The organism is Streptomyces sp. NPDC013157 (assembly GCF_042899865.1).
GTDB lineage: Bacteria > Actinomycetota > Actinomycetes > Streptomycetales > Streptomycetaceae > Streptomyces.
Window position 1 is genome coordinate 1,230,966 of sequence record NZ_JBIBAK010000001.1, and the last position, 13,738, is coordinate 1,244,703.

5 protein-coding genes, 1 tRNA gene and 1 rRNA gene are annotated in these 13,738 nt (G+C 69.5%); 1 reads left to right on the forward strand and 6 read right to left on the reverse strand.

Annotated elements, in window-relative coordinates:
• Positions 1-26: 26 nt before the first annotated feature.
• From ACFY6U_RS05355 to ACFY6U_RS05365, 3 genes are all read right to left on the reverse strand, one after another.
• Positions 27-2,774, reverse strand: coding sequence for a DNA translocase FtsK (locus ACFY6U_RS05355; protein ID WP_390035159.1), 2,748 nt, complete (start codon positions 2,772-2,774; stop codon positions 27-29).
• A 124-nt stretch (positions 2,775-2,898) separates the two neighbouring features.
• Positions 2,899-3,582 (reverse strand): two-component system response regulator, encoded by a 684-nt coding sequence (locus ACFY6U_RS05360; RefSeq protein ID WP_390035160.1) that lies wholly within the window; start codon positions 3,580-3,582, stop codon positions 2,899-2,901.
• 274 nt (positions 3,583-3,856) lie between these two features.
• Positions 3,857-9,310, reverse strand: coding sequence for a HAMP domain-containing protein (locus tag ACFY6U_RS05365; protein WP_390035161.1), 5,454 nt, complete (start codon positions 9,308-9,310; stop codon positions 3,857-3,859).
• 397 nt (positions 9,311-9,707) lie between these two features.
• Here ACFY6U_RS05365 and ACFY6U_RS05370 point away from each other — a divergent pair, with 397 nt between their 5' ends.
• Positions 9,708-12,461 carry a SpoIIE family protein phosphatase gene (locus tag ACFY6U_RS05370; protein WP_390035162.1) on the forward strand — a complete coding sequence of 918 codons (2,754 nt, stop codon included), beginning with the start codon at positions 9,708-9,710 and terminating at the stop codon, positions 12,459-12,461.
• Positions 12,462-12,540: 79 nt separating this feature from the next.
• On the opposite strand, the gene ACFY6U_RS05375 is transcribed toward ACFY6U_RS05370, so the two are convergent.
• From ACFY6U_RS05375 to rrf, 3 genes are all read right to left on the reverse strand, one after another.
• Positions 12,541-12,613: transfer RNA gene (locus tag ACFY6U_RS05375), tRNA-Thr, on the reverse strand.
• A 76-nt stretch (positions 12,614-12,689) separates the two neighbouring features.
• Positions 12,690-13,352, reverse strand: a complete 663-nt coding sequence (locus tag ACFY6U_RS05380) for a DegT/DnrJ/EryC1/StrS family aminotransferase (protein ID WP_390035210.1) — start codon at positions 13,350-13,352, stop codon at positions 12,690-12,692.
• Between the two features lie 113 nt (positions 13,353-13,465).
• Positions 13,466-13,582: ribosomal RNA gene (gene rrf, locus ACFY6U_RS05385) — 5S ribosomal RNA — on the reverse strand.
• Between the last annotated feature and the right edge of the window lie 156 nt (positions 13,583-13,738).

Below are 13,738 nucleotides of genomic sequence, written 5' to 3' on the forward strand. Positions count from 1 at the left end.
CCCTCGGACAGGTCTACCCCTCAGGTCTACCCCTCGGACTCCCCGCGGATCACAGCAAGCACCCCGTCCAGCTCATCAGGTTTTACCAGAACGTCGCGCGCCTTGGACCCCTCGCTCGGCCCGACCACACCGCGCGACTCCATGAGGTCCATGAGCCGGCCGGCCTTGGCGAAGCCGACCCGCAGCTTGCGCTGGAGCATGGACGTGGAACCGAACTGGGTGGAGACGACCAGCTCAGCGGCCTGGCAGAGCAGGTCGAGGTCGTCGCCGATGTCCTCGTCGATCTCCTTCTTCTGCTTGCTGCCCACGGTGACGTCGTCCCGGAAGACCGGCGCCATCTGGTCCTTGCAGTGCTGGACGACGACGGCGACCTCCTCCTCGGTGACGAACGCGCCCTGCATACGGGTCGGCTTGTTCGCCCCCATCGGCAGGAAGAGTCCGTCGCCCTTGCCGATGAGTTTCTCGGCGCCGGGCTGGTCGAGGATGACGCGGCTGTCGGCGAGCGAGGAGGTGGCGAAGGCGAGCCGGGAGGGCACGTTCGCCTTGATGAGACCGGTGACCACGTCGACCGACGGCCGCTGGGTGGCGAGCACCAGGTGGATGCCGGCCGCGCGCGCGAGCTGCGTGATGCGCACGATCGCGTCCTCGACGTCGCGCGGGGCGACCATCATCAGGTCGGCCAGCTCGTCGACGATCACCAGCAGGTACGGGTACGGCTGCAGCTCCCGCTCGCTGCCCTCGGGCAGCTTGACCTTGCCCTCGCGGATCGCCCTGTTGAAGTCGTCGATGTGCCGGAACCCGAAGGCGGCCAGGTCGTCGTAGCGCAGGTCCATCTCGCGCACGACCCACTGGAGCGCCTCGGCGGCCCGCTTCGGGTTGGTGATGATCGGCGTGATCAGGTGCGGGATGCCCTCGTAGGCGGTCAGCTCGACGCGCTTCGGGTCGACCAGGACCATCCGCACGTCCTCCGGGGTCGCCCGCATCATGACCGAGGTGATCAGACAGTTGATGCAGGACGACTTGCCGGAGCCGGTGGCGCCGGCGACGAGCATGTGCGGCATCTTCGCCAGCGAGTGCATGACGTAGCCGCCCTCGACGTCCTTGCCGAAGGCGACCAGCATCGGGTCGTCGTCCTCGGCGGACTCGGCGAGCCGCAGCACGTCCCCGAGGTTGACCATCTCGCGGTCGGTGTTGGGGATCTCGATGCCGACCGCGGACTTGCCGGGGATCGGGCTGATGATCCGCACGTCCGGGCTGGCGACGGCGTACGCGATGTTCTTGGTGAGCGCGGTGATCCGCTCGACCTTCACGGCGGGGCCGAGCTCGACCTCGTAGCGGGTGACCGTCGGCCCGCGGGTGAAACCGGTGACGGCCGCGTCGACCTTGAACTCGGAGAAGACGTTGGTGAGCGAGGCGACCACCCGGTCGTTGGCCTCGCTGCGCGCCTTGCCCGGGCCGCCGCGGGTGAGGAGGTCGAGCGACGGCAGCGAGTAGGTGATGTCGCCGGAGAGCTGGAGCTGCTCGGCGCGCGGGGGCAGGTCGCGGGGCTCCTCGGGCGCCGGTTTGGTCAGGTCCGCGACGACCGGCTCGACCTTGAGTTTCTCCTGCTTGGGCCGCGCGGCCGGGACCGGGCTCGGGCTCGGTGCCGGCACGGGCGTGGGGGTGGTGTCCTCGCGGTCGCCGACGCTGACGCCCTGGGTGAGGTCGGCGACGAGCGGCGAGGGCGGCATGCCGTGCAGGACGGCGCCGTCGAGCGCGGCCGCGGCGGCCGCCGCGACGTCCACGGCGTCCATCTGGCGGCCCAGCTCGGGCTGCGGCACGGCGGAGCGGCGCGGGCGGCCCCGGCGCTTGGCGAGGGCCTCCTGCTCGGCGCTGTCGGGGTCGTACTCCTGGGGGGCACCGGAGCGCCTGCGGGGGCGCGCGGGCAGTGCCTGGCGCCACTGCTCGTCGTAGCGCTCGTCGTCCTCGCTGTACTCCTGGTACCCGTCGTCGGGCTCGGGGTCGTGCAGCAGCCCGAGGCGCGCGCCGAGTGCCCGCAGCCGCTGCGGAATGGCGTTCACCGGGGTCGCGGTGACGACGAGCAGCCCGAAGATCGTGAGCAGTACCAGCAGGGGTACGGCGAGGACCTCGGTCATGGTGTACGTCAGCGGGGTGGCCGCCGCCCAGCCGATGAGGCCGCCGGCGTCCCTTATGCCCTGCATGCCGCCGCTGCGGGCGGGCGAGCCGCAGGCGATGTGCACCTGGCCGAGCACGCCGATGACCAGCGCCGACAGGCCGATCACGATCCGCCCGTTGGCGTCCTGCTGCTCGGGGTGGCGCATGAACCGTACGGCGATCATCGCGAGCAGTATCGGCACCAGCAGGTCGAGGCGGCCGAAGGCGCCGGTGACGAGGATCTCGACCAGATCGCCGACCGGCCCGCGCAGGTCGGCCCAGGTCCCGGCGGCGACGATCAGGGCGATCCCGAGCAGGAGCAGGGCGATGCCGTCCTTGCGGTGGGCCGGGTCCAGGTTCTTGGCTCCCTGTCCTATGCCGCGGAAGACGGCGCCGACGGCGTGCGCGACGCCGAGCCAGAGGGCGCGCACCAGGCGGTACACGCCCCCGGTGGGGCTGGGCGCCGGCTTGGGTGCCGGCGCGGACTTCTTCGCCGCGGTCCTCTTGGCGGGCGCCTTCTTGGCCGGGGCTTTCTTCGCGGCGGCCCTCTTCGCCGGAGCCTTCGAGGGAGCGGCCTTCTTCGCGGGCTGCTTCTTGGCTGCCGAGGGACGTGAGGCCATGGGTGTGAGGTTACCGGGGGATGCGACAGGGGACACGTGTGCCCACTGCTTCACCCGTTCGTGTCGCCCTTCGCGGGGCGCGGAACTGACGCACGCTCATGGGCAACTGCGTCCGCCGTCGCGGTCAGTTCTGCGACGGGACCGGCGGCGTGGCGCCGCCCGTGCCCGGTTCGAGGGCGTCGAGCGCCCGGCGCAGGCCGGTGAGTTTGCGCTCCAGGTGGGCCGCCGTGGCCACCGCAGCCGCGTCCGCGGACTCGTCGTCCAGCTGCTTGGACAGCGCCTCGGCCTGCTCCTCGACGGCCGCGAGCCGGGCCGACAGCTCCGCGAGCAGCCCCGCGGACTCCTTGCCGGCCACCGCGCCGCCCTTGCCGCCGCCCTCCAACTGGAGCCGCAGCAGCGCCGCCTGCTCGCGCAGCTGGCAGTTCTTCATGTACAGCTCGACGAACACCGAGACCTTGGCGCGCAGCACCCACGGGTCGAAGGGCTTGGAGATGTAGTCGACCGCGCCCGCGGCGTAGCCCCGGAAGGTGTGGTGCGGACCGTGGTTGATGGCCGTGAGGAAGATGATCGGGATGTCCCGGGTCCGCTCCCGCCGCTTGATGTGCGCCGCGGTCTCGAAACCGTCCATGCCCGGCATCTGGACGTCCAGCAGAATCACCGCGAAGTCGTCCGTGAGCAGTGCCTTGAGCGCTTCCTCCCCGGACGATGCCCGCACCAGTGTCTGATCGAGCGCAGAGAGGATGGCCTCCAGCGCCAGCAGATTCTCCGGCCGGTCATCGACCAGGAGGATCTTGGCCTTCTGCACCATGGCCCGCCCTCCTCGCCCCGGATGTGCACCGGGCGCCGCCCCAGGGGACGACTCCCTTTCGCCGCCCGTCCTTGTGCCGGTCATGGTAGCCGCACCCCGCCTGTCGCCACACCCTGTCACCGCGATGTCACTGTGCACGTAGCAGAAACGCAGCCGGAGACCAGAAGGTTCCCCCAATCCCGCACTTCTACACGGGTTCCGCCACCGTGAGTCAGCAACTCCCCGTGCACACGGAACGTTCCCACAACGTTCACATCACGCCTGACCGTTCCTGTCACTCCCCGCGCATCCACTGCTCCATCACCGCCAGAAGGTGATCGGGGTCGACCGGCTTGGTGACGTAGTCGGAGGCGCCCGACTCGATGGCCTTCTCCCGGTCGCCCTTCATCGCCTTCGCGGTGAGCGCGATGATCGGCAGCCCGGCGAACTGCGGCATCCGGCGGATCGCGTTGGTCGTGGCATAGCCGTCCATCTCGGGCATCATGATGTCCATCAGGACGACCGCGACATCGTCGTGCTGTTCCAGGACCTCGATGCCCTCCCGGCCGTTCTCGGCGTACAGCACCGACAGGCCGTGCTGCTCCAGGACGCTGGTGAGCGCGAAGACGTTGCGGATGTCGTCGTCGACGATCAGCACCTTCTCACCGCCGAACCGCATGCCCCGGCGCGGCTGCGGGGACGTCGCCTCCTGCTCCGCGAGCACCGGCCACGCCTCCGCCACCGGAGCCCCCCGGCGACGGCGCCGGAAGAGCGCCGCGGCGCCGTTCTGGGTCTCCTGGTACGACTTCACCTCGGCCGGCGTCTCGATCTCCACGCCGGACAGCTCCAGGGCGTGGTGCGAGGCAACCAGGTCCCCGGCCTCCAGCTGGGGCACGGACTGCTGGTAGCCCTGCGGCGGCAGCTCGCTGGGGTGCAGCGGCAGGTACAGCGTGAACGTGGAGCCGCGGCCCGGCTCGCTCTGCGCGTAAATCTCACCGCCCAGAAGCTGCGCGATCTCCCGCGAGATCGACAGCCCGAGGCCCGTACCGCCGTACTTGCGGCTGGTCGTGCCGTCGGCCTGCTTGAACGCCTCGAAGATCACCCGCATCTTGCTGGCCGCGATACCGATGCCCGTGTCGGTCACCGAGAACGCGATCAGCGGCGCGTCCGGATCACTGAGCGAACCGGCCTCCAGGAGCTGCTCCCTGATCCCCACCGGGACATCGCCGCTCGCCGGCCGGATCACCAGCTCCACCGAGCCGGAATCGGTGAACTTCACCGCGTTGGACAGCAGGTTGCGCAGCACCTGGAGGAGCCGCTGCTCGTCCGTGTGCAGGGTGGCGGGCAGCTCCGGCGAGACCCGCACCGACAGGTCGAGGCCCTTCTCCGCGGTCAGCGGCCGGAAGGTGGCCTCCACGTAGTCCACGAGCTGGACGAGGGCGATCCGCGTCGGGGAGACGTCCATCTTGCCCGCCTCGACCTTCGACAGGTCCAGGATGTCGTTGATCAGCTGGAGCAGGTCGGATCCGGCGCCGTGGATGGTCTCGGCGAACTCCACCTGCTTCGGCGACAGATTGCCCTCGGCGTTGTCGGCGAGCAGCTTGGCCAGGATCAGCAGCGAGTTGAGCGGAGTGCGCAGCTCGTGCGACATGTTGGCGAGGAACTCGCTCTTGTAGCGCATGGAGACGGCGAGTTGCTCGGCGCGCTCCTCCAGGACCTGCCGGGCCTCCTCGATCTCGGTGTTCTTCACCTCGATGTCCCGGTTCTGCTGGGCCAGCAGCTCGGCCTTCTCCTCCAGTTCGGCGTTGGACGCCTGGAGGGCCTTCTGCCGGTTCTCCAGCTCGGCCGACCGTTCCTGGAGTTGCTCGGTCAGCTCCTGCGACTGCTTCAGCAGCACCTCGGTCTTGGTGTTGACGGAGATGGTGTTGACGCTGGTCGCGATCATCTCGGCGATCTGGTTGAGGAAGTCCTTCTGGATCTGCGTGAACGGCGTGAAGGAGGCCAGCTCGATCACGCCGAGCACCTTGCCCTCGAACAGCACCGGCAACACGATCACCTGCGCCGGCGGGGCCTCGCCGAGCCCGGAGGAGATCTTCAGGTAACCGGTCGGCGCCTTCTCCACCAGGATCGTCCGCTTCTCCTGGGCGGCGGTCCCGATCAGCGCCTCACCGGGCCGGAACGACGTCGGCATGGAGCCCATCGAGTAGCCGTACGACCCGAGCATGCGCAGTTCGTACGCGTCCTCGTCCTCGGCGGTCATGTCCTTGCCGTCGACCAGCGGCATCGCCAGGAAGAAAGCGCCGTGCTGGGCGGTCACCACCGGCGTCAGCTCGCTCATGATCAGGGAGGCCACGTCCACCAGGTCGCGGCGGCCCTGCATCAGCGCGGAGATCCGGGCCAGGTTGCCCTTGAGCCAGTCCTGCTCCTGGTTGGCCACCGTGGTGTCACGCAGGTTGGCGATCATCTTGTTGATGTAGTCCTGGAGTTCCTGGATCTCGCCGGACGCGTCCACGTCGATCTTCAGGTTCAGGTCGCCGCGGGTCACCGCGGTCGCCACGCGCGCGATGGCACGCACCTGCCGGGTCAGGTTCCCGGCCATCTCGTTCACGGACTCGGTGAGGTCGCGCCAGGTGCCGTCCACGTCACGCACGCGCGCCTGCCCGCCGAGCGCCCCCTCGGTGCCCACCTCGCGGGCCACCCGGGTGACCTCCTCGGCGAAGCTCGACAGCTGATCGACCATCGTGTTGATCGTCGTCTTGAGCTCGAGGATCTCACCGCGCGCGTCAATGTCGATCTTCTTGGTCAGGTCGCCCTTCGCGATGGCCGTGGTGACCATCGCGATGTTGCGCACCTGGCCGGTCAGGTTGGACGCCATCTGGTTCACCGACTCGGTGAGGTCCTTCCACGTACCCGCCACACCCGGTACGTGCGCCTGACCGCCCAGGATGCCGTCCGTGCCCACCTCACGGGCCACCTTCGTGACCTGGTCGGCGAACGAACTCAGGGTCTTCACCATCTGGTTGATGGTGTCGGCGAGCTGGGCCACCTCACCGCTCGCCTCGATGGTGACCTGCCGGGTCAGGTCGCCGTTGGCGACCGCCGCGGAGACCTGGGAGATGTTCCGCACCTGCATGGTCAGGTTGTTGGCCATCTGGTTCACGTTGTTGCTGAGGTCCTTCCAGATGCCCGTGACACCCGGAACCCTCGCCTGACCGCCCAGGATGCCCTCGGTGCCCACCTCACGGGCCACCCGGGTCACCTGCTCCGCGAAGCTCGACAGCTGGTCGACCATGGTGTTGACCGTCGTGACGAGCTCGAGGATCTCGCCCTTCGCGTCAACAGTAATCTTCTTCGACAGGTCGCCCTTGGCGACCGCGGTCGTGACCTCGGCGATGTTGCGCACCTGGATGGTCAGGTTGTTCGCCATGAAGTTCACGGACTGGGTGAGGTCCTTCCAGGTACCCGCGACCCCCTGCACCTCGGCCTGGCCGCCCAGGATGCCCTCGGTGCCCACCTCACGCGCCACGCGCGTGACCTCCTGGGCGAACGACGACAGCTGATCGACCATCGTGTTCAGGGTGTTCTTCAGCTCCTGGATCTCACCGCGCGCGTCCACGGTGATCTTCTGGGAGAGGTCACCGCGGGCCACCGCGGTGGCGACCTGGGCGATGTTGCGCACCTGGGCCGTCAGGTTGCCGGCCATGCCGTTCACCGAGTCCGTCAGGTCCCGCCACACACCGGCCACGCCGGGCACCTGCGCCTGACCGCCCAGCCGTCCCTCCGTACCCACCTCACGGGCCACCTTGGTGACCTGGTCGGCGAAGGCGGACAGCTGGTCGACCATCGTGTTGATCGTGTTCTTCAGTTCGAGGATCTCGCCTCGCGCGTCGACGTCGATCTTCTGGGACAGGTCGCCCCGCGCCACCGCCGTCGTCACCTGGGCGATCTGCCGCACCTGGGAGGTCAGGTTGCCGGCCATGAAGTTGACGGAGTCCGTCAGCTCCTTCCAGGTGCCCGAGACGCCGTCCACGCGCGCCTGACCGCCCAGCCGGCCCTCGGTGCCCACGTCCCTGGCCATCCGCGTCACCTGGTCGGCGAAGCTGGAGAGCTGGTCCACCATCGTGTTCACGGTGTTCTTCAGCTTCAGCATCTCGCCGGAGACGTCGACCGTGACCTTCTGCGACAGATCACCGTTGGCCACCGCCGTCGTCACCTGGGCGATGTTGCGGACCTGGCCGGTGAGGTTGCGGAACGCGGTGTTGACGGAGTCGGTCAGGTCCTTCCAGGTACCGGCGGCTCCGGGCACCTGCGCCTGGCCGCCCAGCTCACCCTCGACCCCGATCTCCCGGGCCACCCGGGTGACCTCGGCACCGAACGACGACAGTTGGTCGACCATGCCGTTGACGGTGTTCTTCAGCTCCAGCATCTCGCCGGCCACGTCGACGGTGACCTTCTGCGACAGATCACCGTTGGCCACCGCCGTCGTCACGGCGGCGATGTCGCGCACCTGGGTGGTCAGGTTCCGGAACACCGTGTTGACGGAGTCCGTCAGGTCCTTCCAGGTACCCGCCGCGCCCGGCACGTTCGCCTGCCCGCCCAGCCGCCCCTCGCCGCCGACCTCGTTGGCCACACGCGTGACCTCGTCCGCGAAGATCCGCAGCGTCTCGGTCATCTGGTTGATCGTCTCGGCGAGCTGCGCGACCTCACCGCGCGCCGGAACGGTGACCTTGCGCGACAGGTCACCGTTGGCGACCGCGGTGGTCACCTCCGAGATCCCGCGCACCTGGGCCGTCAGGTTGCCGGCCATGGTGTTGACGGAGTCGGTGAGCTCCTTCCACGTCCCCGCCACCCCCGGCACGTGCGCCTGACCGCCCAGGATGCCGTCCGTGCCCACCTCACGGGCGACCCGGGTCACCTCGGAGGAGAACGCCGACAGCTGGTCGACCATCGTGTTGACGGTTTCCTTCAGCTCCAGCATCTCGCCGGCGACCTGGACCGTGACCTTCCGTGACAGGTCGCCCTTGGCGACCGCCGTCGTCACCAGCGCGATGTCCCGCACCTGTGCCGTCAACCGGTACGCCATCGTGTTCACCGAGTCCGTGAGGTCCCGCCACGAACCGGACATACCCCGCACCCGGGCCTGACCGCCCAGCTTGCCCTCGGTGCCCACCTCACTGGCCACACGCGTGACCTCGTCGGTGAACGTCGACAACTGGTCGACCAGGTTGTTGACGGTCCGGCCGACCTTCAGGAACTCACCGCGCAGCGGATGACCGGCCCCGTCCGGCGACGGCGACCGCAGCTCCATACGCGGCGACAGATCACCCTCGGCCACCGCCGTCAGGACCCGGCCCACCTCGGAGACCGGCCGTACCAGGTCGTCGACGAGGGCGTTGGAGTTGTCGACCGCGGCCGCCCAGGAGCCTTCGCAGGCACCCGTCTCCAGGCGCTCCGTGAGCTTTCCCTCACGTCCGACGACACGCCGCACCCGTGACAGCTCACCCGTGAGGTGGAGATTGCGGTCGGCCACCTCGTTGAAGACCGCCGCGATCTCCGACATCACGCCGTCCCCGGACACCGTGAGCCGCTTGCGGAAGTTGCCGTCCCGCATCGCCACCAGCGCCACCAGCAGCCGGTTCAGGGAAGCCGTGTCCACCGCGGTGGTCCCGTCACCGCCCCGCTGCCTGCTCAGGGACGGTCCGCTCTTCGCGCGCGCTTTAGTGCCCCGCGCCGCTGCGCCAGACTCCACTGTGTCCCTCCCGCAGGGGTCGACCGTTACTGCTGTGCTCGGACACCGCCGTACCCGGCGTACCGCTTACTCCGGCGTACCGGTTACTGCTGCGTATTTCTGCCAGACGAGATCCGGCCACACCAGGGGCTGCTGCCCGCCGTACACGCAACGCATTCGGGCTGACCGGACCTTCATCACAAGCTTGCCCAGTGTTTCACCCTCACCGAACCAGGCCATAACAGTTCGGCAGCTTCGCACATCGTCCGCACACCCTGGGGGCGTAAACACTGGCGACCGGCATCCGCTCGGACGGCGAAGGTAAGTAACCTTGCATGCGGCTGTCCAGCCGCACCGGTCCGTCCGGCCTGGGCGGTGGCAGAGAACGAGCGGGCATTCGGAGGGGCGGCCGCAGACCATGACCACCGGAGTGATCCCCGGGGGACACAACCCGGAGCCACGGCCCTCGGGCGAGCGCATGCCGCACCAGCGGCACCAGCCCGGCCAGGCAAGCCCGCATGTCGAGACACGGTCGAGGAGTTCTGTGATCACCGCGCGCGCGGCCGCCAGCTTCGAGCCCGTCGGGCGATCGGTCGCGACCGCCCGGGCCTTCGTCCGCGACACCCTCCAGGGCTGGGGCTTCGGGGACGTCGTCGACGACGCCGTGGTCCTCACCAGCGAACTGGTGACCAACGCGGTGGTGCACGCCGGCACCCACGCCGACGTGCTGTGCCTGCGCACGGACGACGGGGTGCGCATCGAGGTCTCCGACCGCTACCCGGAACGCGAGGTCCCGCTCCAGGGCTCCCCCGTCAACATGGGCAGCCCCGACCGCGAGGGCGGCCGCGGACTCCAGCTCTGCGCGGCCCTCGCCAGCCGCTGGGGTGTCGAATACACGTCCACGCACAAAAATGTCTGGTTCCAGCTCGACCTCCCCGAACGCCCCGTGGGCACCCGCGCGGCCGGCCCCTCCCTCCCCGCCGACCTGCTGCCCCTCGCCGACGGCCGGGTCCGGGTCGCGGTCGTCCAGATCGACCGCAAGGGCTCCATCTCGGCCTGGAACGAGGACGCCGAGGAGATCTTCGGCCACGCCGCCGCCGAGGTCACCGGCAAGCCGCTCACCGACCTCGCCGCCTGGCCGCACACCCCCGGCACCGGCACCGGCATCGCCGAGGCCCTCCAACTCTCCCGCTGGGAGGGCAGCTACGGCATCCGCGGCGCCGACGGCCGCGTGACCTCCGTCTACGCCTCGCACCTGAGAGTCCGCGACACCGGCGGCGAGCCCTCCACGGTCTGCCTCCTCGTACGCGACCACGAACGGGCCGTCCTCCAGACCCCGTTGCGCGTCCCCGCCTCCGACGCCGGCGGCGCCTCCGACGGCCAGAGCAGCGACCCCTTCGAGGTGTTCATCGGCTCCCCGGCCCCGGACGACCTCGACGGCCTCCTCCAGCGCACCGTCGAACGCGCCCGCGACATGCTCGACGGCGACTCCGCGTTCCTGCTCCTCGCCACCGACGACGAGACCGAGTTGGAGGTCCGCGCCTCCACCGGCCTCCCGTCCGCCCGCCAGCGCTTCGCGCGCGTGCCCGTGGAAGCCGGCCCCGGCCGCTACGGCTCGGCCCGCATGCCGGCCGTACACGACGATCTGGCGGCCGTTCCCGGCGCGGTCCCCCTCCTGGCCGGCACCGGCATGCGTTCGGTCGTCACGGTCCCGCTGAAGGTCGAGGGCCGCCTCACCGGCTCCCTGGGCGTCGCGGCCGAGGCAGCGGGCAGATACTCCAACGAGGAGGCACTGCGCCTCCAGTTCGCCGCCGACCGCATCGCCCTGGCCGTCGAGTCGGCCCGCCTCGGCGAGCTGGAGCGGCTGCGCCGTGGCTCGCTCAGCTTCCTGGTCGAGGCGTCCGACCTGCTCGCCGGCACCCTGGACCGCGACCAGACCCTCGCCCTGATGGCCCAGATGACGGTCCCCACCCTCGCCACCTGGTGCGCCGTCTACACCATCGCCGACCAGGCCTCCGAGCCGTACCTGTCCTACGTCCTGCACGAGGACGAGGAACTCATCGACGGCATCAAGTCGTTGCTCGCCAAGGTGCCCCCGCCGGACCCGGTACCCACCCCCGGCGCCCGGGTCTGGGCCGCCCCCGGCGAGCACGCCCACCAGGCCGCCCTGCGCAGCTCGATGCGCAGCCTCGGCCTGACCGGCGGCCCCACCCGCCAGGTCTCCTCCGGCATCGGACCGACGCTCGCCACCGCCTCCGCCGTGGGCGGCGAGACGGTGGTCCTCCCCCTGGTCGCCCGCAACCGCGTCATCGGCATGCTCACCCTCGGCAAGCCCACCGACGAACACTTCCGCCAGGAGATCCTGGAACTGGCCGAGGACCTGTCCCGCCGGGCCGCCCTGGCCCTGGACAACGCCCGCCTCTACTCGGAGCGCACGGCCATCAGCCAGGCCCTCCAGCGCAGCCTCCTGCCCCCGGGCACCCCGCACATCGAGGGCATGGAGGTCGAGGTCATCTACCGCGCGGCCGGCGAGGGCAACGAGGTCGGCGGCGACTTCTACGACGTCTTCCCGATCGCCGACAACGCGTACGGCTTCGCCATCGGCGACGTCTGCGGTACGGGCCCCAACGCGGCCGCCGTCACGGGCCTCGCCCGGCACGCACTGCGCCTGCTCGCCCGGGAGGGCCTCAGCGGTCCCGCGGTCCTGGAGCGCCTCAACTCGGCCATCCTGGACGAGGGAGCCCGCAGCCGCTTCCTGACCCTCCTGTACGGCGAGATGCGCCCCCAGGAGGACGGCAGCGCGGAGATGAAGGTCGTCTGCGCCGGCCACCCGCTCCCGCTGCGCCTGCGCCAGGACGGCACCGTGGAGGCAGCCGCCGAACCGCAGCCCCTCCTCGGTGTCATCGAGGACCTGGAGCTGTACGAGCAGACGGTCACCCTCGACCCGGGCGACGTCCTCCTCTGCGTCACCGACGGCGTGACGGAACGCCGGGAGGGCACGCGCATGCTCGGCGACGACGGCCTCGCGGACGTCCTGACGACCTGCACGGGCCTGACGGCGGGCGCGGTCGCCGCACGCATCATGCGCGCGGTGGAGCGCTTCGCGTCGGACGCCCCGTCCGACGACATGGCGATCCTGGCGATGCGGGTCCCCGGTCTCCAGAAGGACTGAGAGCGGGGACCGCGGGAAGGAACGACCGGAAGGAAGCACAAAAAAATCCCGCCCTTTCGGGCGGGACTTTTCTTCCTTGAGCCCCCAAACGGAATCGAACCGTTGACCTTCTCCTTACCATGGAGACGCTCTGCCGACTGAGCTATAGGGGCCTGTTGCCTTTTCGGGGTTTCCCCCGCGGCAACGGAATAGATCGTACCCCGAACAGGCCCGAGTTCCCAAACTCGTTCAGAAGGCGGGCTGAAGCAGTCCGCCGAGGGCATTGCAGGCGGACACGATCCGCTGCATCTCCCGCTTCGTCAACGCGGCGTCCACGGGCAGCGCCAGCGTCTCGTCGGCGGCCACCTCCGTTTCCGGCAGCGAGACACAGCGCCGGAATTCCGGCAGTCGGTGCACCGGCGTCTTCACCGGCACCCGGCACTCAACTCCCTTGCCCCGCAGGGCCCGAGCGAAGGCGTCCCGGTCGGGCCGGCCGTTCCCCGGCACCCGCACGACGTACTGCTGGTAGGTGTGCCCGTCGCCACCGTCCGGCGTCCGCACACCGCGCAGCTTCGCATCGAGATACGAGGCCCGTTGCCGACGCTGCGCGATCTCGTCGTACGGAGCCTCGGACTCGCCCTGCTCCAGCACCAGCAGCCCGTGCCGCTGTCCCAGCTCGCGCAACCGCCGGATGTCGGCCCACCGTCCAAACCGGTGTACGACAACCACCGCTGCGGAACGGGCAGTTATGGCCGCCTCGACCGCCGTCACGTCGAGGCAGTAGGTCAGCGGATCTATGTCGGCGAACACCGGAAGCGCACCGGCCAGTGTCACGGCCTCGGCGACTTCGACGTTCCCGAAGGCCGGCACGATGACCTCGTCGCCGACACCGACACCGGCGGCCCTGAGCATTGCAGCAGTACCCATGCTGGGATGCTCGGCGCGGAACGTGAACGACACGTTACGCAAACCAAAAAAGGGTTGGACCCGGAACCGAAGTTCCAGATCCAACCCTTTCAAAGATTGTTCGGCGGTGTCCTACTCTCCCACAGGGTCCCCCCTGCAGTACCATCGGCGCTGTGAGGCTTAGCTTCCGGGTTCGGAATGTAACCGGGCGTTTCCCTCACGCTATGACCACCGAAACACTATGAAACAGACAACCGAACCGCTTTCGACAGCGGGGCTGTTCGTGGTTTCAGAACCAACACAGTGGACGCGAGCAACTGAGGACAAGCCCTCGGCCTATTAGTACCGGTCACCTCCACCAGTTACCTGGCTTCCAGATCCGGCCTATCAAC

Bases quoted from the DNA above. Each gene is read 5' to 3' on its own strand.
- ACFY6U_RS05355 (WP_390035159.1), bottom strand. From the start codon at position 2,774: ATGGCCTCACGTCCCTCGGCAGCCAAGAAGCAGCCCGCGAAGAAGGCC.
- ACFY6U_RS05360 (WP_390035160.1), bottom strand. From the start codon at position 3,582: ATGGTGCAGAAGGCCAAGATCCTCCTGGTCGATGACCGGCCGGAGAAT.
- ACFY6U_RS05370 (WP_390035162.1), top strand. From the start codon at position 9,708: ATGACCACCGGAGTGATCCCCGGGGGACACAACCCGGAGCCACGGCCC.
- ACFY6U_RS05380 (WP_390035210.1), bottom strand. From the start codon at position 13,352: ATGCTCAGGGCCGCCGGTGTCGGTGTCGGCGACGAGGTCATCGTGCCG.